Annotated in this window: 16 protein-coding genes; 9 read left to right on the top strand and 7 right to left on the bottom strand. The window is 72.0% G+C overall.

Annotated elements, in window-relative coordinates; genetic code table 11:
• Positions 1-3 precede the first annotated feature (3 nt).
• The 4 genes from AB0G56_RS03200 to AB0G56_RS03185 all read right to left on the bottom strand — a co-directional run bounded on the left by AB0G56_RS03200 (position 4) and on the right by AB0G56_RS03185 (position 5,649).
• Positions 4-936, bottom strand: a complete 933-nt coding sequence (locus tag AB0G56_RS03200) for a branched-chain amino acid ABC transporter permease (protein ID WP_360962781.1) — start codon at positions 934-936, stop codon at positions 4-6.
• Positions 937-1,041: 105 nt separating this feature from the next.
• On the bottom strand, positions 1,042-2,268 hold the full coding sequence (locus tag AB0G56_RS03195; RefSeq protein WP_360962778.1) for a branched-chain amino acid ABC transporter substrate-binding protein: 1,227 nt from the start codon (positions 2,266-2,268) through the stop codon (positions 1,042-1,044).
• 553 nt (positions 2,269-2,821) lie between these two features.
• Positions 2,822-3,319, bottom strand: coding sequence for a hotdog fold thioesterase (locus AB0G56_RS03190; protein ID WP_360962776.1), 498 nt, complete (start codon positions 3,317-3,319; stop codon positions 2,822-2,824).
• Between the two features lie 50 nt (positions 3,320-3,369).
• Positions 3,370-5,649, bottom strand: a complete 2,280-nt coding sequence (locus AB0G56_RS03185) for an FdhF/YdeP family oxidoreductase (protein WP_360962773.1) — start codon at positions 5,647-5,649, stop codon at positions 3,370-3,372.
• 524 nt (positions 5,650-6,173) lie between these two features.
• Here AB0G56_RS03185 and polA point away from each other — a divergent pair.
• The 3 genes from polA to AB0G56_RS03170 all read left to right on the top strand — a co-directional run bounded on the left by polA (position 6,174) and on the right by AB0G56_RS03170 (position 12,225).
• A complete protein-coding gene (gene polA / locus AB0G56_RS03180) occupies positions 6,174-8,900 on the top strand; it encodes a DNA polymerase I (RefSeq protein ID WP_360962770.1) in 2,727 nt (908 codons plus the stop codon).
• Between the two features lie 377 nt (positions 8,901-9,277).
• Complete coding sequence (locus AB0G56_RS03175) at positions 9,278-9,691, top strand: hypothetical protein (RefSeq protein WP_360962767.1); 414 nt, start codon at positions 9,278-9,280, stop codon at positions 9,689-9,691.
• A gap of 716 nt (positions 9,692-10,407) precedes the next feature.
• A complete protein-coding gene (locus tag AB0G56_RS03170) occupies positions 10,408-12,225 on the top strand; it encodes a lytic murein transglycosylase (RefSeq protein ID WP_360962764.1) in 1,818 nt (605 codons plus the stop codon).
• Between the two features lie 94 nt (positions 12,226-12,319).
• On the opposite strand, the gene AB0G56_RS03165 is transcribed toward AB0G56_RS03170, so the two are convergent.
• Both AB0G56_RS03165 and AB0G56_RS03160 read right to left on the bottom strand, forming a co-directional pair.
• Positions 12,320-15,175, bottom strand: coding sequence for an ATP-dependent helicase C-terminal domain-containing protein (locus AB0G56_RS03165; protein WP_360962761.1), 2,856 nt, complete (start codon positions 15,173-15,175; stop codon positions 12,320-12,322).
• A gap of 76 nt (positions 15,176-15,251) precedes the next feature.
• Entirely contained in the window at positions 15,252-16,061 is an 810-nt protein-coding gene (locus tag AB0G56_RS03160) for a class I SAM-dependent methyltransferase (RefSeq protein WP_360963294.1), read from the bottom strand.
• Between the two features lie 375 nt (positions 16,062-16,436).
• Between AB0G56_RS03160 and rpsA the strand changes: the two genes are divergently transcribed.
• From rpsA to AB0G56_RS03140, 4 genes are all read left to right on the top strand, one after another.
• Complete coding sequence (rpsA, locus tag AB0G56_RS03155) at positions 16,437-17,936, top strand: 30S ribosomal protein S1 (protein WP_360962758.1); 1,500 nt, start codon at positions 16,437-16,439, stop codon at positions 17,934-17,936.
• Positions 17,937-18,204: 268 nt separating this feature from the next.
• Positions 18,205-19,143: a PAC2 family protein gene (locus tag AB0G56_RS03150; RefSeq protein ID WP_360962755.1), complete on the top strand. Its 939-nt coding sequence runs from the start codon at positions 18,205-18,207 to the stop codon at positions 19,141-19,143.
• 45 nt (positions 19,144-19,188) lie between these two features.
• A complete protein-coding gene (coaE, locus tag AB0G56_RS03145) occupies positions 19,189-19,809 on the top strand; it encodes a dephospho-CoA kinase (RefSeq protein ID WP_360962753.1) in 621 nt (206 codons plus the stop codon).
• Positions 19,810-19,898: 89 nt separating this feature from the next.
• Complete coding sequence (locus tag AB0G56_RS03140) at positions 19,899-20,279, top strand: tetratricopeptide repeat protein (protein ID WP_360962750.1); 381 nt, start codon at positions 19,899-19,901, stop codon at positions 20,277-20,279.
• Between the two features lie 42 nt (positions 20,280-20,321).
• On the opposite strand, the gene AB0G56_RS03135 is transcribed toward AB0G56_RS03140, so the two are convergent.
• Entirely contained in the window at positions 20,322-20,588 is a 267-nt protein-coding gene (locus AB0G56_RS03135; protein ID WP_360962747.1) for a DUF6343 family protein, read from the bottom strand.
• Between the two features lie 170 nt (positions 20,589-20,758).
• Here AB0G56_RS03135 and AB0G56_RS03130 point away from each other — a divergent pair, with 170 nt between their 5' ends.
• Both AB0G56_RS03130 and AB0G56_RS03125 read left to right on the top strand, forming a co-directional pair.
• Positions 20,759-21,466 carry a class I SAM-dependent methyltransferase gene (locus AB0G56_RS03130; RefSeq protein WP_360962745.1) on the top strand — a complete coding sequence of 236 codons (708 nt, stop codon included), beginning with the start codon at positions 20,759-20,761 and terminating at the stop codon, positions 21,464-21,466.
• Between the two features lie 74 nt (positions 21,467-21,540).
• Positions 21,541-22,014 (top strand): DoxX family protein, encoded by a 474-nt coding sequence (locus tag AB0G56_RS03125; protein WP_360962743.1) that lies wholly within the window; start codon positions 21,541-21,543, stop codon positions 22,012-22,014.
• Positions 22,015-22,112: the final 98 nt, after the last annotated feature.

Here is a 22,112-nt window from a genome sequence, read left to right as displayed (position 1 = left end):
TGGTCACGCCCTGTCCGCGACGCGTTCGCCGAGCAGGCCCTGTGGCCTGAAGAGGAGGACGAGGATGAGGAGGACGAAGGCCCAGACGGAGGCCCAGCCCTGGCCGCCGAACTGGTCCATGCCGGGGATGTCGGCGATGTAGGCGGTGGCGAGTCCTTCGGCGAGGCCGAGGACGATGCCGCCGAGCATGGCGCCGTAGATGTTGCCGATGCCGCCGAGGACGGCGGCGGTGAAGGCTTTGAGGCCGGCGACGAAGCCCATGTCGTAGTTGACGCTGCCGACGCGGAAGCCCCAGGCGATGCCGGCGACGGCGGCGAAGAAGCCGCCGATGGCGAAGGCGATGACGATGATGCGGTTGGTGTCGATGCCCATGAGTTGGGCGGTGTCGGGGTCCTGGGCGGTGGCCTGCATGGCGCGGCCGGTGCGGGAGGTGCGGACGAAGAAGGCGAGGGCGGCCATGCAGAGGGGGGCGGCTATGAGGACGAAGAGTTCACCGGACTGGATCTTGAGGTTGTCGGTGATGTTGAAGGGGCCGCCGGGGAGTTGGGGGAATTTGCGGGCGTTGTCGGCGTGCGGGTACCAGTTGAAGACGGCCTGCTGGAGGGCGAGGGAGAGGCCGATGGCGGTGATGAGGGGGGCGAGGCGTGGTGCGCCTCTGAGCGGCCGGTAGGCGAATCGTTCCGCTCCCACTGCGATGAGGACGGCGACGAGGCCGCCGCCGATCAGCATGAGGGGGAGGGCGATCCACATGGATGTGCCGTCGGGCAGGACGAGATAGACGCTGAGGGCGCCGAAGCCGCCGGTCATGAAGATCTCGCCGTGGGCGAAGTTGATGAGCTGGACGATGCCGTACACCATCGTGTAGCCGATGGCGATCAGCCCGTACATCGAGCCGAGGATCAGCCCGTTGGCCAGCTGTTGCGGCAGGGTGTGCACCGCAAGGCCTCCATGTGGGTGCGGAGAGTGACGGGGGAGAGAGGTCGGGCCGCGCGGTGACGGGTCGTCGTGGCCGCGCGGCCCTGGGTCCGTGCTGGTGTCGCGTCAGCCGGCGTTGTACGTACCGGTCTTGACGGACTTCCACACACCGTTGGTGACTTGGTACAGGGTGAGCTGCTTGTTCTTGGTGTCGCCGTACTGGTCGAAGCCGACCGGGCCGGCGATGCCCTCGAAGTCGATCTTCTGGACCTCGTCGACGACCTTCTGGCGGGCGTCGGAGGGGACCTTGCCGTCCTTCACGACGTTGCCGACGGCCTTGATGAGGGCGGTGGCGGCGTCGTAGGAGTAGCCGCCGTAGGTGCCGTAGTCGCCCTTGTAGCCGCCGGACTTGTACTTGTTGATGAAGTCCTTGGCGGCGGGCAGGGTGTCGACGGGGACGCCGACGGAGGTGACGAGGTCGCCTTCGGCGGCCTTGCCGGCGGTCTGGATGTAGGTCGGGGTGAACATGCCGTCGCCGCCCATGAGCGGGATCTTGGCGCCGGCGTCCTTGAGCTGCTTGGTCAGGACCTGCGACTCGTCGTACTGGCCGCCGTAGTAGAGGAGTTCGGCACCGCTGTTCTTGATCTTGGTGACGAGGGTGGCGAAGTCCTTGTCGCCGACGTTGACGTGGTCGGTGCCGACGACGGTGCCGCCCTGCTCCTTGAACTTCTTGCCGAAGATGCCGGCGAGGCCGGCGCCGTAGGTCTGCTTGTCGTCGACGACGAAGACCTTCTTCTTCTTGAGGGTCTTGAGGACGTAGTCGGCGGCGAAGCCGCCCTGCACCTCGTCGGTGATGGCGGTGCGGAAGTAGGTCTTGAACGGGCGGGCCTTGTTGCCGGAGACCCAGTTCTTGCCCTGGGTCAGCTCGGGCGCCGTGTTGGACGGGGAGATCTCGGCGAGGTTGGCGGAGGCGAAGACCTTCTGCATGGTCTGGGCGACACCGGAGTTGAGGGGGCCGACGACGCCGAGGACGTCCTTGTTGGCGACCAGCTGGGAGGCGTTCTGCTGGCCGGTCGGCGGCAGGGCCTTGTCGTCGAGGGCCACGACCTTGAAGGTGACGCCGGGGACGAGCTTCTTCTCGTTGGCGTCCTTGACGGCGATCTCGACGCCGGACTGGATGCCGAGGCCGGTGGCGGAGTTCTGTCCGGTCAGGGGGGCGTCGACGCCGATGACGACCGTGGTGCCGCCCTTGTCGCCGCCTTTGTCGTCGCTGCCGCGGGAGCCACATGCGGTGAGGGCCAGAGCTCCGGTTGTGAGGACGGAGGTGAGTATCACCAGGGAACGCTGTCGCACAATCAGTCCTTTCCGCAGGCATGGCTGCCCCGGTGGGGGTGGCGCATGCCGCGCTGGTACCGAACTCCCGGTGGAGCGGTGACTGGCCGTGACTCTAAGCCTGGGTTGTGGCCAGGGGCATGGTGGTGGACTGGCTTGTGACTTTCTTGTTATGCCGTTCCGGTTGAGGGGCTTCTCGGAGGGTCACTCTCGGCCGGTTTGGCGGAATTCCCATGTGGTCCGCATTCTGAGAATGCGCACTTCCGGTTGGCCGTCGGCGGGGTGTGCCGCGCGCCGTGCGGCGGGAGGGGCAGGGTGCGCCGGGAAGATCATCCCGGCGGGTGCCCGCTAAGCGGAATCCATGCCTCTATATTGCGTATACGTGACGCAGCGTTACGCGAAAAAATGGAAGATCGCATTCAGCGATGTTCGGTGAGGGGTGAGAACAGCCGGGAAGACTCGAATACGGATATCTCGTAGCGCGATGCGCCGTGATGTCCCGGCGTGCGGGAAAAGCAACGGGTTGGGACGGGCAGCGGGGGCGGCCCGTCTGCCGGGCCGCCCCCGCCCCGCGTCAGTTCGAGGCCGGGACGGCCGGGACCTGTTCGGCGTCCGCCGGCCGCACCTCGCGCAGCAGGCAGGTCAGGCGTGCGCTGCACACCCGCCGCCCCTGCTCGTCACTGATGACGATCTCGTACGTGGTCGTCGAGCGCCCCCGGTGGAGCGGGGTGGCCACGCCGGTGACCAGGCCGGAGCGCACGCCGCGGTGGTGGGTGCAGTTCAGGTCGACGCCGACCGCGATCTTGGAGCTGCCGCCGTGCAGCATGGCGCCGACGGACCCCAGGGTCTCGGCCAGCACGGCTGAGGCGCCGCCGTGCAGCAGCCCGTACGGCTGGGTGTTGCCCTCCACCGGCATGGTGGCGACGACGCGCTCCGCGGACGCCTCGACGATCCGGACGCCCATGCGGGTCCCGAGGTGCCCGGCGGAGAACAGGGCGGGCAGGTCGACGCCGAGGGCGGCGTACTCGTCGATGACCTCCTGCGGGAACTTCACGTCGTGCTGCTCGCCCATGGGCCCGGCTCCGTTCGTCGTCGATCGGCACTGCTTCGCTGAGCAAACGCTCAGTCGGCCGCCGATTGTTCCAGACGCACCACGACGGACTTGCTGGCCGGGGTGTTGCTGGTGTCCGCGGTGGCGTCCAGCGGCACCAGGACGTTGGTCTCCGGGTAGTACGAGGCCGCGCACCCGCGCGCGGTCGGGTAGTGCACCACCCGGAAGCCGCGCGCCCGCCGCTCCACGCCGTCCTTCCACTCGCCGACCAGGTCGACGTACGACCCGTCGGCCACCCCCAGCGAGCGCGCGTCCTCGGGGTTGACCATCACCACCCGCCGCCCGTTCTTGATGCCCCGGTAGCGGTCGTCGAGGCCGTAGATCGTGGTGTTGTACTGGTCGTGCGAGCGCAGCGTCTGCAGCAGCAGCCGGCCCTCGGGCAGTTCGGGGAACTCCACCGGCGCGGCCGTGAAGTTGGCCTTGCCGGTGGCCGTCGGGAAGCGGCGCTCGTCGCGGGGGGCGTGCGGCAGGGCGAAGCCGCCGGGGTCGGCCACGCGTGCGTTGAAGTCCTCGAAGCCGGGGATCACGCGGGCGATGCGGTCGCGGACGGTGGCGTAGTCCTTCTCGAACTCCTCCCACGGCACCACGCTGTCCTCGCCCAGCACCCGGCGGGCCAGTCGGCACACGATGGCCGGCTCGGACAGCAGGTGCCGGCTGGCGGGCTGAAGCCGGCCGCGGGAGGCGTGCACCATGCCCATGGAGTCCTCGACCGTGACGAACTGCTCGCCGCCGTCCTGGAGGTCCCGTTCGGTGCGGCCGAGGGTGGGCAGGATCAGCGCACGCGCGCCCGTGACGGCGTGCGAGCGGTTGAGCTTGGTCGACACGTGCACGGTCAGCCGGGCCCTGCGCATGGCCGCCTCGGTGACGTCGGTGTCGGGGGAGGCGGAGACGAAGTTGCCGCCCATCGCGAAGAACACCTTCGCCTCGCCGTCGCGCAGGGCGCGGATGGCGCGCACGACGTCGTAGCCGTGCTCGCGCGGCGGGGCGAAGCCGAACTCCTTCTCCAGTGCGTCGAGGAAGGCCGGGGCGGGGCGCTCGAAGATGCCCATCGTGCGGTCGCCCTGCACGTTGGAGTGGCCGCGCACCGGGCACACGCCCGCGCCGGGACGCCCGATGTTGCCGCGCAGCAGCAGGAAGTTGACCACCTCGCGGATGGTCGGTACGGAGTGCTTGTGCTGGGTCAGGCCCATCGCCCAGCACACGATGGTGCGCCTGGAGGCGAGCACCATCTCCAGCGTGCGGTCGATCTCCGCGCGCGTGAGGCCGGTCGCGGCGAGCGTCTCGTCCCAGTCGGCGGCACGGGCGGCGGCGGCGAACTCCTGGTAGCCGTGGGTGTGCTCGCGGACGAACAGCTCGTCCACGGCGCCCTCGGTGTCGAGGATCAGTTTGTTGAGGAGGCGGAAGAGGGCCTGGTCGCCGCCGATGCGGATCTGCAGGAACAGGTCGGTGAGGGCGGCGCCGGCGGCCAGCCCCTTGGGGGTCTGCGGGTTCTTGAACCGCTCCAGGCCTGCCTCGGGCAGCGGATTGACGCTGATGATCCGCGCGCCGTTCGCCTTGGCCTTCTCCAGGGCGGAGAGCATGCGGGGGTGGTTCGTCCCCGGGTTCTGGCCGGCCACGATGATCAGGTCGGCCTGGTAGAGGTCCTCCAGCAGGACGCTGCCCTTGCCGATGCCGATCGTCTCCGACAGGGCCGAGCCCGAGGACTCGTGGCACATGTTGGAGCAGTCGGGCAGGTTGTTCGTGCCCAGCTCCCGGGCGAACAGCTGGTAGAGGAACGCCGCTTCGTTGCTGGTGCGGCCCGAGGTGTAGAAGACGGCCTCGTCGGGGGAGGAGAGGGCGGCGATCTCCTCGGCGACGATGTCGAAGGCCCGCTCCCAGGTGACCGGCTCGTAGCGGTCGGCGCCCTCCGGCAGGTACATGGGGTGGGTCAGCCGTCCCTGCTGCCCCAGCCAGTACCCGCTGCGGGCCGCCAGGTCGGCCACGGGGTGCGCGGCGAAGAACTCCGGGGTGACCCGGCGCAGGGTGGCCTCCTCGGCGACCGCCTTCGCGCCGTTCTCGCAGAACTCCGCGGTGTGCCGGTGCTCCGGCTCGGGCCAGGCGCAGCCGGGACAGTCGAAGCCGTCCTTCTGGTTCACCCGCAGCAGGGTCAGCGCGGTGCGCTTCACACCCATCTGCTGCTGGGCCATGCGCAGGGAGTGCCGCACCGCGGGGAGACCGGCCGCCGCGTGCTTCGGCCCCTCTACCTGCGGCGCGTCCTGGACCGGATCACCCTTGGGCGGCTTGGTGGCCATCGCACGCTCTCCTTCGACTGCGCGAGTGCTGTTCCCCGGGACGGACTCCGCGGCCGCGCCCCGACCAGGGCGCCGCGGGCCGCATCCCGGACGCCTCCGATCCTCGCACGCGGCAGTGACAACGCTTCCGCCCGGGGATGCCTCGGGGACATTCCGGGGATACGAAGGCCGGGAGAGGGGGCTGGGGCGAGGTGCGAGCGAGGGTGAGTCGTGCGTTCCTCGGCCGGTGCTGGTGCTGGTGCTGGTGCTGGTGCCGGTGCCGGTGCCGATTCCGACTTTTGATTCCGGCTCTCCGGGGCGGCGGGGCGGCGGGGCAGGGTATGTACGCCCGGTCCGGTCGGCCGTCTCCGGCGGCGTACCGGCCGTTGCGGCGACGTACCGCCCGCCCCGGCGCGCCCGGCGCCGCACCCGACGTCCTCGGCGCGGGGCGAGCCGGCCCGCGCCGCTCCGGCATGTCCTGCGCCGGCCTCCCCGTCGCGGAGCGCGTCCGCCGACTGTCAGTGGGTCGTGGCAGGATCGGGGTCGTGGCAGAAACAGCATCGAAGAAGACCGACACCACCCCCGGCGGCACCCGTCCGCGGCTGATGCTCATGGACGGGCACTCGCTGGCCTACCGCGCGTTCTTCGCGCTGCCCGCGGAGAACTTCACCACCGCGACGGGCCAGCCGACGAACGCGATCTACGGCTTCGCGTCGATGCTGGCGAACACCCTGCGTGACGAGGCGCCCACGCACTTCGCCGTGGCGTTCGACGTCTCCCGCAAGACCTGGCGCTCGGAGGAGTTCACCGAGTACAAGGCGAACCGCTCCAAGACACCGGACGAGTTCAAGGGCCAGGTGCAGCTGATCTGCGAGCTGCTCGACGCGATGCACGCCTCCCGCTTCGCCGTCGACGGGTTCGAGGCGGACGACATCATCGCCACGCTCGCCACCCAGGCCGAGGCCGCGGGTTTCGAGGTCCTGATCGTCACCGGCGACCGCGACTCCTTCCAGCTGGTCTCGGAGCACACCACGGTGCTCTACCCGACCAAGGGTGTCTCCGAGCTGACCCGGTTCACCCCGGAGAAGGTCGTCGAGAAGTACGGACTGACGCCGGCGCAGTACCCGGACTTCGCGGCGCTGCGCGGCGACCCGTCGGACAACCTGCCGGGCATCCCGGGCGTGGGCGAGAAGACGGCGGCGAAGTGGATCAACCAGTTCGGTTCGTTCGCCCAGCTCGTCGAGCGTGTCGAGGAGGTCAAGGGCAAGGCCGGGCAGAATCTGCGCGACCACCTGGAGGCCGTCAAGCTCAACCGCCGCCTCACCGAGCTGGAGCGCAGCGTCGAGCTGCCCAAGACCGTCACCGACCTCGCCAGGACCGCGTACGACCGCAAGGCCGTCGCGATGGTCCTGGACACCCTGGAGATCCGTAACCCGTCGCTGCGCGAGCGGCTCTTCGCCGTCGACCCGGGTGCCGAGGAGGCCGAGACCACCCCGATCGCGGCGGAAGGCGTCGAGCTGGACGGCACGGTGCTCGGCACCGGCGAGCTGACCGGCTGGCTCGCCGAGCACGGCACGCAGGCCCTGGGTGTCGCCACCGTCGACGCCTGGGCGCTGGGCGCGGGGTCGGTCGCCGAGGTAGCGCTTGCCGCCGCCGGCGGAGCCGCCGCCTGGTTCGACCCGTCCCAGCTCGACGAGGCCGACGAGCAGGCGTTCGCCGGCTGGCTGGCCGACGCCGACCGGACCAAGGTCTTCCACAACGCCAAGGGCGCCATGCGGGTCCTCGCCGAGCACGGCTGGAGCGTGGCGGGCGTCACCATGGACACCGCGCTCGCCGCCTACCTGGTGAAGCCCGGCCGCCGCTCCTTCGACCTGGACGCGCTCTCCCTGGAGTACCTGCACCGCGAGCTGGCCCCCGCGGCGGCGGCCGACGGCCAGCTGGCGTTCGGCGCGGACGACGCCGCCGAGGCCGAGGCCCTGATGATCCAGGCCCGCGCCATCCTCGACCTGGGGGAGGCCTTCGAGGACCGGCTCCAGGAGGTCGGCGCCGCGGACCTGCTGCGCGACATGGAGCTGCCCACCTCCGCGCTGCTGGCCCGCATGGAGCGCAACGGCATCGCCGCCGACCGCGCCCACCTCGAAGCCATGGAACAGACGTTCGCCGGAGCGGTGCAGCAGGCCGTGAAGGAGGCCCACGCGGCGGCCGGGCACGAGTTCAACCTCGGCTCGCCCAAGCAGCTCCAGGAGGTCCTCTTCGGCGAGCTGGCCCTGCCCAGGACCAAGAAGACCAAGACCGGCTACACCACCGACGCCGACGCCCTGGCCTGGCTGGCCGGGCAGACGGACAACGAGCTGCCGGTGATCATGCTCCGCCACCGCGAGCAGGCGAAGCTGCGCGTCACCGTCGAGGGCCTGATCAAGACCATCGCGACGGACGGCCGTATCCACACGACGTTCAACCAGACGGTCGCCGCGACCGGCCGCCTGTCGTCGACGGACCCCAACCTGCAGAACATCCCCGTCCGCACCGACGAGGGCCGTGCCATCCGCCGCGGCTTCGTGGTCGGCGAGGGCTTCGAGTCGCTGATGACGGCCGACTACAGCCAGATCGAGCTGCGGGTCATGGCCCACCTCTCGGAGGACGCGGGCCTGATCGAGGCGTTCACCTCCGGCGAGGACCTGCACACCACGGCGGCCTCGCAGGTCTTCGCCGTCGAGCGCTCGGCGGTCGACGCGGAGATGCGCCGCAAGATCAAGGCGATGTCGTACGGCCTGGCGTACGGCCTGTCCGCCTTCGGCCTCTCCCAGCAGCTGAACATCGAGGCCGCCGAGGCCCGTACCCTGATGGACGCCTACTTCGAGCGGTTCGGCGGGGTGCGGGACTATCTGCGCCGGGTGGTGGACGAAGCGCGGGCGACCGGCTACACCGAAACCCTGTTCGGCCGGCGCCGCTATCTCCCCGACCTCAACAGCGACAACCGGCAGCGCCGGGAGATGGCGGAGCGGATGGCCCTGAACGCCCCGATCCAGGGCACGGCGGCCGACATCGTCAAGATCGCCATGCTCCACGTGGACCGGGCGCTGCGCGAGGCCGACCTGAAGTCCCGCATGCTGCTCCAGGTCCACGACGAAATCGTCCTGGAGATCGCCCCCGGCGAGCGTGCGGCGGCGGAGGAGATCGTCCGCCGCGAGATGTCCGGCGCGGTCCGGCTCAGGGCACCTCTGGACGTCTCCGTGGGCGTGGGTCCGGACTGGGAGTCGGCGGCACACTGAGGCCGACGTGGCCGACGCGGCCGGGGCGCCCACCGGCTGTTCCTGACCGCCGGGTGCCCCCGCGCGCCGGCTCTGTCGGGCTGAGGGGCGTCCGGGGCCCTTCCTGGGCGGGGGTCGGCCGGGGTCTCCGTGACTGGGTGCCCGGGGCCCTCCTGGACGGTGCGGGCACCGGTCTCGCTGGACGAGGACGCTGGGGGCCTCCCTGCGGGGCGCCCGGGGGCTTTCCCGGACGGGGGTGACCCGGGCCGCCTGCCCCGGGGCGGGACGTCCGAGCCTGTCTGGCCCCGGGGGCCCGGGACCGGCGGCAACGGCGTGGTCATCACTCACGTGGCCCCCGCAGAGGCGCAGCGGCCACCCCGGCCCGCCAGGATCTGGGCATGGGTATACGCATGCTCAACCACCGGCCGGCGGTATCCCACACAGCCGTCGGCGCGGCCCCCGCCGCGCCGCCCCCGCCGGTTCCGGCCCTCGCGGCCGACGCAAGCACCGCCCGCATCCCGACCGACTTCGCGGTCACCCTCCGGCGCGCCACGAGAGACCTCCGCCGTCGGCTCACCCCAGGCGCGCGACATCCCTGGCCCCTGTGGGCCGACGTCACCCGCGGCTACCTCGCGCTCTTTCTCGCGCGTCTCCCGCATCCGGTCCCCGCCCGCACCGTCACCGTCTTCGTCGCGGCCGCGACCACGGTCCCCGGCCACCCGAGCGGTCTCCCGTGCCGGGAACCGCGGCCCCGCACAGATCGGCAGGACGGTCAGGACCACCGCAAGAGGCCCGGCCACCGCGACCGCTAGCCGAAAGCCGTAACCGCAGCCGTAGCGGTAGCCAAAATCGGGAGCCGGGAGCCGGGAGCCGGGAGCCGGGAGCCGGGAGCCGGGAGTCGGGAGTCGGGAGCCGTGTCGCGGGCCGATGGCGCTCACCAGCCGACCGCGTCGCGAACCTGTCCGCCCGAGTTTCCCCCCCTCGCCCCGCGCATCTCCAACCTGCTCGCCCCCCGCTCGCCCTCGGTCTCCCCACTTGGCCGCCGCGGGGCCCGTAGCAGTGCGCGGACAAGGAAGCCGGTGACTGTCATCGCGGCACCGCCCCGAGCCTCCGTCACCGCCGAGCCTCCGTCACCGCCGAGCCTCCGCCGCCACCGAGTCTCGGCTACCGCCGGGTCTCCACCGCCGCCGGGCCTCAGCCGCTACCGAGCCTCCGCACCCGAACGGCAACGGAACCTCCCGGACTCCCGTTGCCGGACCGCGCCGCCCGGCTGACCAGCCCGCCCGCCACGGAGGGGGAGAGGTGAGGCGAGAAGCCGCAGTCCCGAGCCCCGTACGCCCGAAGGCGGCCAACCGGTGGAAACCGGGCACGAACCGCTCCCGGCACAAAGGAAGTTGTCGTAGGGTCACCTGGGTCGTGCATCCGGAAAGCTCCACGAGGGCAACCAGTACCGCGAGTCAACCGTCACAACAGGGCGAACAGGCAAGTACAGAGGGACGCTCGGGCGTTCACGGGAGGGGTTCACTCCATGGCGGCGCATTTCGGCAGGAGGCTGTACAAGGGAGCGGCGACCACGGCCGTGGCCGCGGTCGCGGTCGCGGCACTCTCCGCTTCCGAGGCTCCCGGCGTGACGGTCAGCGACGAGGGAAGACAGCCCGCTGCCGGTGCGACGTCCGTCCCCGACACACCCGTCGGCGACACCGCCACCGGTGACACGCAGTACTACACGGACCTCCCGCCGCTGCACAGCCCCGACCCGGCCCCCACCGCCGGCACCCCCACCGCCGGCAACCCGGCCGCCAAGACCCCGGCCGAGGCGGGCATACCCGCGACCGTGCTCGACGCCTACAAGAAGGCCGAGGCCGAGCTGCGCGCCTCCAAGCCGGGCTGCAACCTGCCCTGGCAGTTGCTCGCCGCGATCGGCCGGGTCGAGTCGGGTCAGGCGCGCGGCGGTCAGGTGGACGCGAACGGCACGACGCTCACACCGATCCTCGGCCCCGTGCTCAACGGAAGCGGCTTCGCGAACATCAGCGACACCGACCACGGCCTGTACGACGGCGACAGCACCTACGACCGCGCGGTCGGACCCATGCAGTTCATCCCCTCCACCTGGGAGTGGGCCGGCCGGGACGGCAACGGCGACGGCAAGAAGGACCCCAACAACGTCTACGACGCCGCCCTCGCCACCGGCCACTACCTGTGCCGCAACGACTGGGACCTGTCCGACCAGGCCGACCTGAACAGCGCCATCCTCAGCTACAACCACTCGCAGGAGTACCTGAACACCGTCCTGACGTGGCTGGAGTACTACCGCAGGGGCACCCACTCGGTTCCCGACGGCACCGGTCAGCTGCCGGTCCACCGCAGCGACGACACGACGGGGACCCACCCCGGGCCGTCCACCACCACCCGGCCCCCGTACTCCCCGACGACCGGTCAAAAGCCGGACACTTCGGGCAAGTCGGGCGCCCCGGGTGTCCCGAGCAAGCCGGGTACGCCGAGCACTCCGGCCAAGCCGAGCACTCCCGGCAAGCCCGGAGGTACCCCCAGCCAGCCGTCCCCGCCGTCCAAGCCGCCCAGGACGCCTCCCACGAGGCCCACCACGCCTCCCACACCCACCGACACGGTGGACCACCTGGAGGACGTCGGCACGGACCCGCTCACCGCGCGGGCGGGCGACGCCTTCGCGGAGAAGATCAGCACCCGCGCCGAGACCAAGGCGGGCAAGGCGGTCGCCAAGGTCAGGGTCCGGTTCGTGATCACCGGTGACACGGACACCACCTTCACCGGGGGCGAGAAGGTCGCCACGGTGGTCACCGACGCCTCGGGCGTGGCCCACGCCCCGGTGCTCCAGGCGGGCGAGAAGACGGGGGACTTCACCGTCCGCGCCGTGGTCGTCGGACGCACGGTCTCCGCACTCCAGTACAAGGCGACGGTCACCGAACGCGCCGCCGACGCGCTCGTCCGCACCGACGACACCCCGCAGGTCTGCACCCCGGGCGGCGAGTTCGCCGAGCAGGTCGAGGTCAAGGCCACCTACAAGGGCGCCGTCGCCGACGAGGTCGCTGCCACCGCCACCCTCATCAAGTCCGCCGACGATCCCACCGAGAACGACAAGGGCCCCTACTTCAAGGACGCCGACGGCAAGCCCGTACGCACTCTGAAGGATCTCCGGACGGACGCCAAGGGAGTGCTGAAGCTGCCGAAGCTGTACGCGGACGACACCACCGGCACCTTCCTGCTCCGCATCACCACCACCGGCGGCGCGACGCTGACCGTGGAGCTGAAGGTGGCGGCGGCCGACACCACCGCCGAACCGTCGCCGAGCCCGTCCGCGTCCTCGTAGTCCACGCGGCGGCGCCCGCACCGCACCGAGGCGCCCCTCCGATTCGGCGGAGGGGCGCCTCGGTGCGGTCCGGACGCCGCGAGCCGGGCGTCGGTCAGAGCCTGAGCCGGGCGTTGGTGTGCCGGGTCGGCTCCGCGGTCGCCGGGTCCTCGGGCCACGGGTGCTTCGGGTACCGCCCGCGCAGCTCCGCGCGGACGCCCCGGTAACCGTCCCGCCAGAAGGAGGCGAGGTCGGCGGTGACGGCGACGGGCCGCCCGGCGGGGGAGAGCAGGTGCACGAGCACCGGCACTCCGGCCACGACGGGCGAGGCGTCGAGCCCGAACATCTCCTGGAGTTTCACCGCGAGTACGGGCTGCTCGGGATCGGTGTAGTCGACCCGGACCGCCGAGCCGCTGGGCACGGTGAGCCGCTCCGGGGCGAGTTCGTCCAGCCGGGCAGCCTCGCCGGACGCCCACGGCAGCAGTCGGGCCAGTCCCTGCCCGGCGTCGATCCGGGCGAGGTCGGCACGGCGGCGGGCACGGCCCAGTTCGGGCTCCAACCACTCCTCCACGCGCGCGTGCAGGGCGTCGTCGCCGACGTCGGGCCAGGGCGCGCCGAGCCACCGGTGCACGAACGCCAGGCGCTGCCGCAGGACTTCGGCACCCGGTGACCAGCGCAGCAGCCGCAACCCCTCCTTCCGCAGCCCCTCCAGGAGCGCATCGCGTACGAGGGAGGGCGCCGGGTCGGCGAGCGGCCGCGCCCTCAGCTCCACCGCCCCCAGCCGTTCGACCCGCCGCGCGACGACGTCCCCGTCCGCCCAGCGGACTTCCTCGCCTTCCTCGTGCAGCGCCCCGGCCGCGAGCCGGGCGGCGTCCTCGTCGACGGCCGCGGCGAGCTGCACGCGCGCGTGCCCCCTGCCCAGCGGCCGGTCGGCGACGGCGACGGCGATCCACGGCACCCCGCGCAGCGCGGACCCCTCGGCGAGTTCGGCCCGCGTACCGGAGACCATGAGGTACGAGCCGCCGTCGAGCCTGGCGACCCGCTCGGGGAAGGCCAGGGCGGCGACGAGCCCGGCGACGCCGTCCTCCCCGGCGTACGCGGGTGCCGGGGAGCCTCCGGCGTGCGCCCGCGCCCTGCCCGCCCCCCGTGGCGCGCGGACGGCCCCGGCCGCATCGCCGAGCGCCACATCCCCGCTCCGGTCCGTGTCCCCGCTCCGGTCGGTGTCTCCGCTCCGGTCGGTGTTTCCGCTCCGGTCGGTGTCTCCGCTCCGGTCGGTGTTCCCGCTCCGGTCCGTGTCCCCGCTCCGGTCGGTGTCCTCGGCCGGGGCCGCCTCCCCGCTCCGGTCCGTGTCCTCGGCCGGGGCCGCCTCCCCGCTCCGGTCCGTGTCCCCGGCCAGGCCCGCCTCCCCGCTCCGGTCCGGGCCTCCGCTCCGGGCAGCCTCCGCCGCCCGGGCCGCCTCCGTCCCGGCGGCGCGCAGCCGCCGCACCTCCGCACGCCACCGCCCGGCGTAGGCGTCACCCCCGCGCCGGACGCGCCGCAGGGCGCCGGCGAGATCGTCGCCGTACTCCCGGGGCGCCTCCTCACTGAGCAGCGCCACCACCTCCGCGACCGTGCCCGCCCCGGCCAGGGCCCTCGCGTCGAGCAGGGACCGGCCCAGCCGCACGGGCACGCCCAGCCGCGCCAGTCGCGCACCCCGCCGCGTGGCACGCCCGGCCGGATCGACCGCGCCCACCGCGATCAGCACCTCCCGCGCCGCCGCCATCGCGCCGGCCGGCGGCGGATCCAGCAACGCCAGCCCGGACGCGTCAGGATCGCCCCAGCAGGCCGCCTGGAGGGCGAACGCCGTCAGGTCGGCCAGCTTGATCTCCGGCGCGGGGAAACGCGGCAGACGCCCGTCCTCGGCCTCCGTCCAGCACCGGTACACCGTGCCCGGCGCCTCGCGCCCGGCGCGCCCCGCCCGCTGCCGTCCGGCCGCCTGCGAGGCCCGCACCGTCGTCAGTGCGCCCAGCCCGCGCGCGTGGTCGACACGCGGCTCCCGCGCGAGTCCCGCGTCGACCACCACCCGGACCCCGGGCACCGTCAGCGACGACTCGGCCACCGACGTGGCCAGCACCACCCGGCGCCGCGGACCCGGCGCCAGCACCGCGTCCTGCACGGCCGCCGGGGCCCGCCCGTGCACCTGGAGCACGTCCACGCCGCCCAGGTCGCCGAGCCCGCCCGCGACCCGCGCGATCTCGCCCGCGCCCGGCAGGAAGCAGAGCACGTCCCCCGCCCGCTCGGCCAGCGCTCGCCGCACCACGGAACCCACGTGCGTCAGCAGCGCGGGGTCCACCCGCATGCCGTGCGGCGGGCGCACCGGGCGTGCGGGCGGCGCCCACACCACCTCCACCGGGTACGAGACGCCCTGCGCCGCGACCACCGGCGCATCCCCCAGCAGCCGCGCCCAGCCCTGCGCGTCCGTGGTCGCTGACGCCGCCACCAGCCGCAGCTCGGGCCGCAGCGCCGCCCGTACGTCGCACAGGAACGCCGCCGCCGTGTCCGCGTCCAGATGCCGCTCGTGGCACTCGTCGAGGACGACCACGTCGACCCCGGCGAGCTCCTGGTCGCGCTGCAACCGCTGCAGCAGGACACCGGTGGTGACGACCTCCACGCGCGTGTGCCGTCCGACCACCCGCTCGCCGCGGACGGTGTAGCCGACGCTCTGGCCGGTCCGCTCGCCCAGCAGCCACGCCATGCGCCGTGCCGCCGCGCGCGCCGCGATCCGCCGCGGCTCGGCCACGACCACCCGGCGGGGCGGCCCGTGCCCGGGGCCCCGCTCGAGCAGTCCGGCCAGGGCGAGCGGGACCAGCGTCGTCTTGCCGGTGCCGGGCGGGGCCACCAGCACCGCGGTCCCGGGCCCGTCGAGCGCGTCGTTCAGGGCGGGCAGGGCCGTGCGTACGGGCAGTGCGTCCAGGGCGTCGTAACGGATCACGCCCCCAGTGTCGTACGGGCGGGCGAACGCCCCGCACGCGCGCGTGCGGGGCGTATGCGGACCGGGCCGGCCGCGGTCAGTCGCGCTCGCAGACGAAGATCGCCGTGCCCGGGATCAGGTGCCCGCGCAGCGGGGACCAACCGCCCCACTCGGAGGTGTTCCAGTCGGGCCACTCGGGTTCGACCAGGTCCACCAGGCGGAAGCCCGACGTGGCGATGTCCCGGACCCGGTCGCCGAGCGTGCGGTGGTGCTCGACGTAGACCGCGTGGCCGTCCTCGTCCTGCTCCACGTACGGCGTGCGGTCGAAGTAGGAGGCGGACACCGACAGCCCCTCCGGGCCGGGCTCGTCCGGGAAGGCCCACCGGATCGGGTGCGTCACCGAGAAGACGAACCGGCCGCCGGGGCGCAGCACACGCCGCACCTCCCGCAGCACCAGCCGCGGGTCGGCGACGAAGGGCAGCGCCCCGTACGCCGAGCAGGCCAGGTCGAAGGAGCCGTCGGCGAAGGGGAGCACGGCGGCGTCGGCGCACACGAGGGGGACGGGTCCGCCGATGCGCAGCGCGTGCTGGAGCTGGCGGTGGGAGAGGTCCAGTGCCACCGGGCGCGCGCCCTGTCCGGCCAGCCAGCGCGAGCACTGGGCCGCGCCGGCGCCGATCTCCAGGACGTCCTTGCCCTTCAGCTCCTCCGGCGGACCGAGGAGTTCCGCCTCCACCTCGTCCAGGCCCTCGGGGCACCACACGAAGCGCTCGTCGCCGAGGAACGTGCCGTGTTCGACCTGGTAATCGTCCGCGTTCCGGTCCCACCAGCCACGGTTGGCGCGGGCGCTCTCGGTGACCGAGGCGGCGCGTCGGGTGGCCTCGGGCTCGGACAGTTCGGGCTCTTGGATGATCGGCTCCCTCGTACTAGTCTGCGGGCTCTTCCGTGCAGCCCTCTCCGGTGCGCGCCCTCGGCGGGCGTCCCGGTGCCGGCGGGGCCCCGGGAGACACGTTTCGCGCCGGAGTTGCGGCGTTGTGTCCCGGGTGTGCGGCTTCGCGCATTGACCCTGCCCGGCTGCCCCCGTATGCTACAAGTTGCGCTGCGGGCCTGCGTGCCTCAGACGGAGCAGGCTGCGCTCGCATCTGTTGTATGTCCCCTCGGTTGTCGAGGCGCCACTGTGGTTTGTGTGGCGCTTCCTTGGCTGTCCGGCTTCTTCAGAGCGAAACGGGCTCCCGGCGTAAGCAGTACCTACGACTTCAATGTCCGTACCGGAGCCCTTTCCCACATGACGAGCAGCACCGAGACCACCGCCACCACCCCGCAGGTAGCGGTCAACGACATCGGTAACGAGGAAGCCTTCCTCGCCGCGATCGACGAGACGATCAAGTACTTCAACGACGGCGACATCGTCGACGGCGTCATCGTGAAGGTCGACCGGGACGAGGTCCTGCTCGACATCGGTTACAAGACCGAAGGTGTCATCCCGAGCCGCGAGCTCTCGATCAAGCACGACGTCGACCCGAACGAGGTCGTCGCCGTCGGTGACGAGATCGAGGCCCTGGTCCTCCAGAAGGAGGACAAGGAAGGCCGCCTGATCCTCTCGAAGAAGCGCGCCCAGTACGAGCGTGCCTGGGGCACCATCGAGAAGATCAAGGAAGAGGACGGCATCGTCACCGGTACCGTCATCGAGGTCGTCAAGGGTGGTCTCATCCTCGACATCGGCCTCCGCGGCTTCCTCCCGGCCTCCCTGGTCGAGATGCGCCGTGTCCGCGACCTCCAGCCCTACGTGGGCAAGGAGCTCGAGGCGAAGATCATCGAGCTGGACAAGAACCGCAACAACGTGGTCCTGTCCCGCCGTGCCTGGCTGGAGCAGACCCAGTCCGAGGTCCGCCAGACCTTCCTCACGACCCTCCAGAAGGGTCAGGTCCGCTCCGGCGTGGTCTCCTCGATCGTCAACTTCGGTGCCTTCGTGGACCTGGGTGGCGTCGACGGTCTGGTTCACGTCTCCGAGCTGTCCTGGAAGCACATCGACCACCCCTCCGAGGTCGTCGAGGTCGGCCAGGAGGTCACGGTCGAGGTCCTCGACGTCGACATGGACCGCGAGCGTGTCTCCCTGTCGCTGAAGGCGACCCAGGAAGACCCGTGGCAGCAGTTCGCCCGCACCCACCAGATCGGCCAGGTCGTGCCCGGCAAGGTCACGAAGCTGGTGCCGTTCGGTGCGTTCGTCCGCGTGGACGAGGGCATCGAGGGTCTGGTCCACATCTCCGAGCTGGCCGAGCGCCACGTGGAGATCCCGGAGCAGGTCGTCCAGGTCAACGACGAGATCTTCGTCAAGGTCATCGACATCGACCTCGAGCGCCGTCGCATCAGCCTCTCGCTGAAGCAGGCCAACGAGTCCTTCGGTGCCGACCCGTCGGCGGTCGAGTTCGACCCGACCCTGTACGGCATGGCAGCGTCCTACGACGACCAGGGCAACTACATCTACCCCGAGGGCTTCGACCCCGAGACCAACGACTGGCTCGAGGGCTACGAGAAGCAGCGCGAGGAGTGGGAGCGCCAGTACGCCGAGGCGCAGACCCGCTTCGAGCAGCACCAGGCGCAGGTCATCAAGTCCCGCGAGGCGGACGAGAAGGCCGCTGCCGAGGGTGGCGACACCGCGGGTGCCGCTCCGGCCGCGTCCGGTGGCGGTTCGTACTCCTCCGAGGGCGGCGACACCTCCGGCGCGCTGGCTTCGGACGAGGCCCTGGCGGCCCTGCGCGAGAAGCTGGCCGGTGGCCAGAGCTGATCGCTCACCGCTAGGCGGTAGCCGTTGACCGCGGCCCGTACTCCCCGTGTGGGGGTACGGGCCGCAGTCATGTCCGCGGCAGCGCCCCACGGGCCTACGGTGCCACCGCGACGTTCGGCAGGCCCCTGGTGCCCGTCACCGTGAGCGGCGGGCGGGGGCGTCAGGCAGGGCGGTGGCTTCCTGTGAACCGGAGAAGCCTCGCGAGGCGGGGAATGCCCGCGTCCCGTTCCTCGTTGTGAACCTACGAACACGAGGAGGGGCGGTCACAGTGCTTGATCCGCAGGGTTTGTACGCATGGGAGCCGAAGGGCCTGGCGGTCGTCGACATGGCGCTCGCACAGGAGTCGGCCGGGCTTGTCATGCTCTACCACTTCGACGGATACATCGACGCGGGGGAGACCGGCGACCAGATCGTCGACCGGCTGCTGGACACCCTGCCCCACCAGCTCGTGGCGCGCTTCGACCACGACCGGCTCGTGGACTACCGGGCCCGTCGTCCGTTGCTGACCTTCAAGCGTGACCGCTGGACCGACTACGAGGAGCCGGCGATCGAGGTCCGTCTCGTCCAGGACGCCACGGGCGCGCCGTTCCTGCTGCTGTCCGGCCCCGAACCGGACGTGGAGTGGGAGCGGTTCGCGGCAGCCGTGCGGGAGATCGTGGAGCGGCTCGGCGTGCGCCTGGCGGTGAACTTCCACGGCATCCCCATGAGCGTCCCGCACACCCGCCCGGTCGGTCTGACCCCGCACGGCAACCGCAGCGACCTCGTCCCCGGGCACCGCAGCCCCTTCGACGAGGCGCAGGTCCCGGGCAGCGCCGAGGCGCTGGTGGAGTACCGCCTGATGGAGGCCGGACACGACGTCCTGGGCGTCGCCGCTCACGTGCCGCACTACATCGCCCGCTCCCCGTACCCCGACGCGGCACTGACCGTGCTGGAGGCCATCACGGCCGCCACCGGCCTGGTCCTGCCGGGCGTCGCCCACTCCCTGCGCAACGACGCCCACCGCACCCAGACCGAGATCGACCGGCAGATCCGGGAGGGCGACGAGGAACTCACCTCGCTGGTGCAGGGACTGGAGCACCAGTACGACGCCGCCGCGGGCGCCGAGACCCGGGGCAACATGCTCGCCGAACCCGTCGACATCCCCTCGGCCGACGAGATCGGCCGCGAGTTCGAACGCTTCCTGGCCGAGCGCGAGGGCGACAACTGACGCCCGCCGGACACGGCACCGGAACGAGGCCCTAAGCTGCCGCTCATGCTGAAGGTGGGCCTGACCGGGGGCATCGGAGCCGGTAAGAGCGAGGTGTCACGGCTGCTCGTGGAGTGCGGTGCGGTGCTGATCGACGCCGACCGCATCGCGCGCGAGGTGGTCGCCCCTGGTACGCCGGGGCTCGCAGCGGTGGTCGAGGCCTTCGGCCCGGAGATCCTCACCGCCGACGGCAGCCTGGACCGCCCCCGCCTGGGCGCCGTCGTCTTCGCCGACCCCGAGCGGCTGGCCGTCCTGAACTCGATCGTGCACCCCCTGGTGGGCGCCCGCTCGCGCCGGCTGGAGGAAGCGGCAGCAGAGGACGCCGTGGTGGTCCACGACGTCCCCCTCCTCACGGAGAACGGCCTGGCCCCGCTGTACGACCTCGTGATCGTCGTCGACGCCAGCCCCGGGACCCAGCTCGACCGGCTCGTCCGGCTGCGCGGCATGACCGAGGACGACGCACGCGCGCGCATGGCCGCCCAGGCCACGCGGGACGAGCGCCTGGCGATCGCCGACCTCGTCATCGACAACGACGTCCCCCTGGAACGGCTCCGGGAGCGAGTGCGAGAGGTCTGGTCGGAACTGGTCCGCAGGGCGCACGCCGCGCCCACCGGCACCCAGGGATAGCCGAGCGCCGCGCCCCGCGCACGGCACCCGCAGGAATACGGTTGCCCGGCCGGGGCGTTGAACCCTCCCAGCAAGGGAAGGACTTTGTCGTGCCCGAGACCAGCGGTTCCCCCGGACGTACCCCGGAGACGCATGTCATCGACTTCCGCGCCGCCGAGCAGCTGCTCGCCGCGCGGGACCCACGGGGCGCGGTGAAACTGCTCGACCAAGTCATCGGCGCGCACCCCGAGAACACGGCGGCCCGGCTGCTGCGCGCCCGCGCCTTCTTCACCGCCGCGCAACTCAGACCCGCCGAGCTGGAGTTCACGATCGTCCTGGAGCGGGAGCCGGACAACGCGTTCGCGCACTTCGCGCTGGCCCGCACCTACGAGCGGCAGGGGCGTCCCGACCTGGCCAAGCGTCACTTCCGGCTGGCGGCCGCACTGGACCCGAACCCGGAGTACCTGCAGCACGCCAAGTTCGAGACCTGACCGCGCCGGCACCCCGCTTCCGCGGCGGCGGCCTCCCGGCGGCTACCGGTCCCACCCGCCGGGGGGCCGGTACGGCGGGACGTCACGGCCCGGCTGGTAGTGCGGGCCCTGCCGCAGATGCCGCACGATGATCGTGAAGTCGACGGCGATCACCAGCCACAGCACACCGCACGCCGCCGCCCATCCGGGGTGCCCGACCAGCACGAAAACGGCCGTACCGAACATCGCCCAGACCAGCCCCCACAGGCACAGCCAGAACCGCGCCCGCAGAGCACTGCGCGCGGTCGCCGGTTCACTGCCCGTACGCATCGCCAGTCACCACTTCTCCTTGCAACGTACTCTTCGCCGGGGCGTTCACCAAAGGCGCCCTCGGCAGTCCGTGTCCCCGGGGCCCACGTGGCCGGACGCCGGGGCTCACTCGGACGGGTGAACCCAAGGGGGACGGGAACGACCGTGCGGGCGCGGGCCGTTGTCCGGGCATGAAACCGAAGACGCGTATGGGTTATCAGGGAACAGGACCGGGCGCGATCACGCCCGACGGCTGCGCGGTGGAGCTGTACGAGCGGCTGCCCGTGGGAGCCGAGCCGGACATCATCGCCGCCGCGGTGCCCGCGGGCGCCCGCATCCTGGAGCTGGGCTGCGGCGCGGGCCGTGTGACCCACCCGCTGCTGGAGCGCGGGTTCACCGTGACGGCGGTGGACGAGTCCCCGCAGATGCTGGCGCGGGTGCGCGGTGCCCGGACCATATGCAGCCCGATCGAGGAGCTGGAGCTGGGGGAGACCTTCGACGTCGTCATGCTCGCCTCCTTCCTCGTGCACGCCGGCGACCCCGAGACACGTCGGGGACTGCTGCGGACCTGCGCGCGGCACGTCGCGGAGGGCGGCTGCGTACTCATCCAGCGGGAAGGGGCGGACTACCACACCGACCTGCCCCGCGAGCGCGTGGACCCCGGCGGTTTCACCGTGCGCATCCTGTCGGCCGAGCCGGTCGGCGACGGCGTGAATTCGGTGCGTGCGGAGTACGTGTTCCCGGACGCCACCTGGACGCAGACATTCCTGTCCCGCCCCCTGAGCAGGGAGGAGTTCGAGAGCGCGCTGGGCGAGGCCGGACTGAGGACCGACACATATCTCACCGAGGACGGGACCTGGGTGAGGGCGGTGCGAACGGAGCAGACCGAGCGGCGATGAGTTTCACCGCGGAGGCCGGTCTGCCCCTGTGAAAGCACCCCACGGACCGCTTCGCTTCCCGCAGGAAAACCCCCATGGCCGAGACCACCGCCGTCCCCGCTGCGCCCCTCGTCTCCCCGGCGCCCGGCGCACCGCTCGCCACGGGCACCGCGCCCACTGCCCGTGGCCGTCGCGCCCTCGTCGTCCTGCGCGTCGTCCAAGTGCTGCTCGCGCTCTTCTACGCCTTCGCGAGCGCCCTTCCCAAGCTCGTCGCACACCCGTCGGCCGTGGACTCGTTCGACCGGATGGGCTGGAGCAGCGCGGGCATGTACACCATCGGCGCCCTGGAACTGGCCGGTGGAGTCGCCCTGCTGATCCCGGCGCTGCAGTCGGTGGCGGCGGTGGCGCTCAGGGCGCTGATGGCGGGCGCGTTCGTCGTCCAGCTGACCGTCTTCCACGGGCAGAACGCGGCGACTCCGGTCATCCTGATCGTCCCGCTGCTCCTCATAGCCTGGGCCCGACGCGGCGAGAACGCGCGGCTTCTGCGCCTGGTCCGCCGGCAGGGCTGAGCCCGCCACCTGCCGGGCGACCGGTTCAGGCCCGGCGCGGTGATGGGACGATCACGGTTCCGGCACCGGCTCCGGTCCGTCGTTCACCGGCCTCGGCG

The sequence above is a fragment of the Streptomyces sp. NPDC021356 genome (genome assembly GCF_040641015.1).
In the GTDB taxonomy this organism is placed as follows: Bacteria; Actinomycetota; Actinomycetes; order Streptomycetales; family Streptomycetaceae; genus Streptomyces.
This window is presented reverse-complemented; position numbering and strand designations above follow the sequence as displayed.

Bases quoted from the DNA above. Each gene is read 5' to 3' on its own strand.
- AB0G56_RS03190 (WP_360962776.1), bottom strand. From the start codon at position 3,319: ATGGGCGAGCAGCACGACGTGAAGTTCCCGCAGGAGGTCATCGACGAG.
- AB0G56_RS03185 (WP_360962773.1), bottom strand. From the start codon at position 5,649: ATGGCCACCAAGCCGCCCAAGGGTGATCCGGTCCAGGACGCGCCGCAG.
- AB0G56_RS03175 (WP_360962767.1), top strand. From the start codon at position 9,278: ATGGGTATACGCATGCTCAACCACCGGCCGGCGGTATCCCACACAGCC.
- AB0G56_RS03170 (WP_360962764.1), top strand. From the start codon at position 10,408: ATGGCGGCGCATTTCGGCAGGAGGCTGTACAAGGGAGCGGCGACCACG.
- rpsA (WP_360962758.1), top strand. From the start codon at position 16,437: ATGACGAGCAGCACCGAGACCACCGCCACCACCCCGCAGGTAGCGGTC.
- coaE (WP_360962753.1), top strand. From the start codon at position 19,189: ATGCTGAAGGTGGGCCTGACCGGGGGCATCGGAGCCGGTAAGAGCGAG.
- AB0G56_RS03135 (WP_360962747.1), bottom strand. From the start codon at position 20,588: ATGCGTACGGGCAGTGAACCGGCGACCGCGCGCAGTGCTCTGCGGGCG.
- AB0G56_RS03130 (WP_360962745.1), top strand. From the start codon at position 20,759: ATGAAACCGAAGACGCGTATGGGTTATCAGGGAACAGGACCGGGCGCG.
- AB0G56_RS03125 (WP_360962743.1), top strand. From the start codon at position 21,541: ATGGCCGAGACCACCGCCGTCCCCGCTGCGCCCCTCGTCTCCCCGGCG.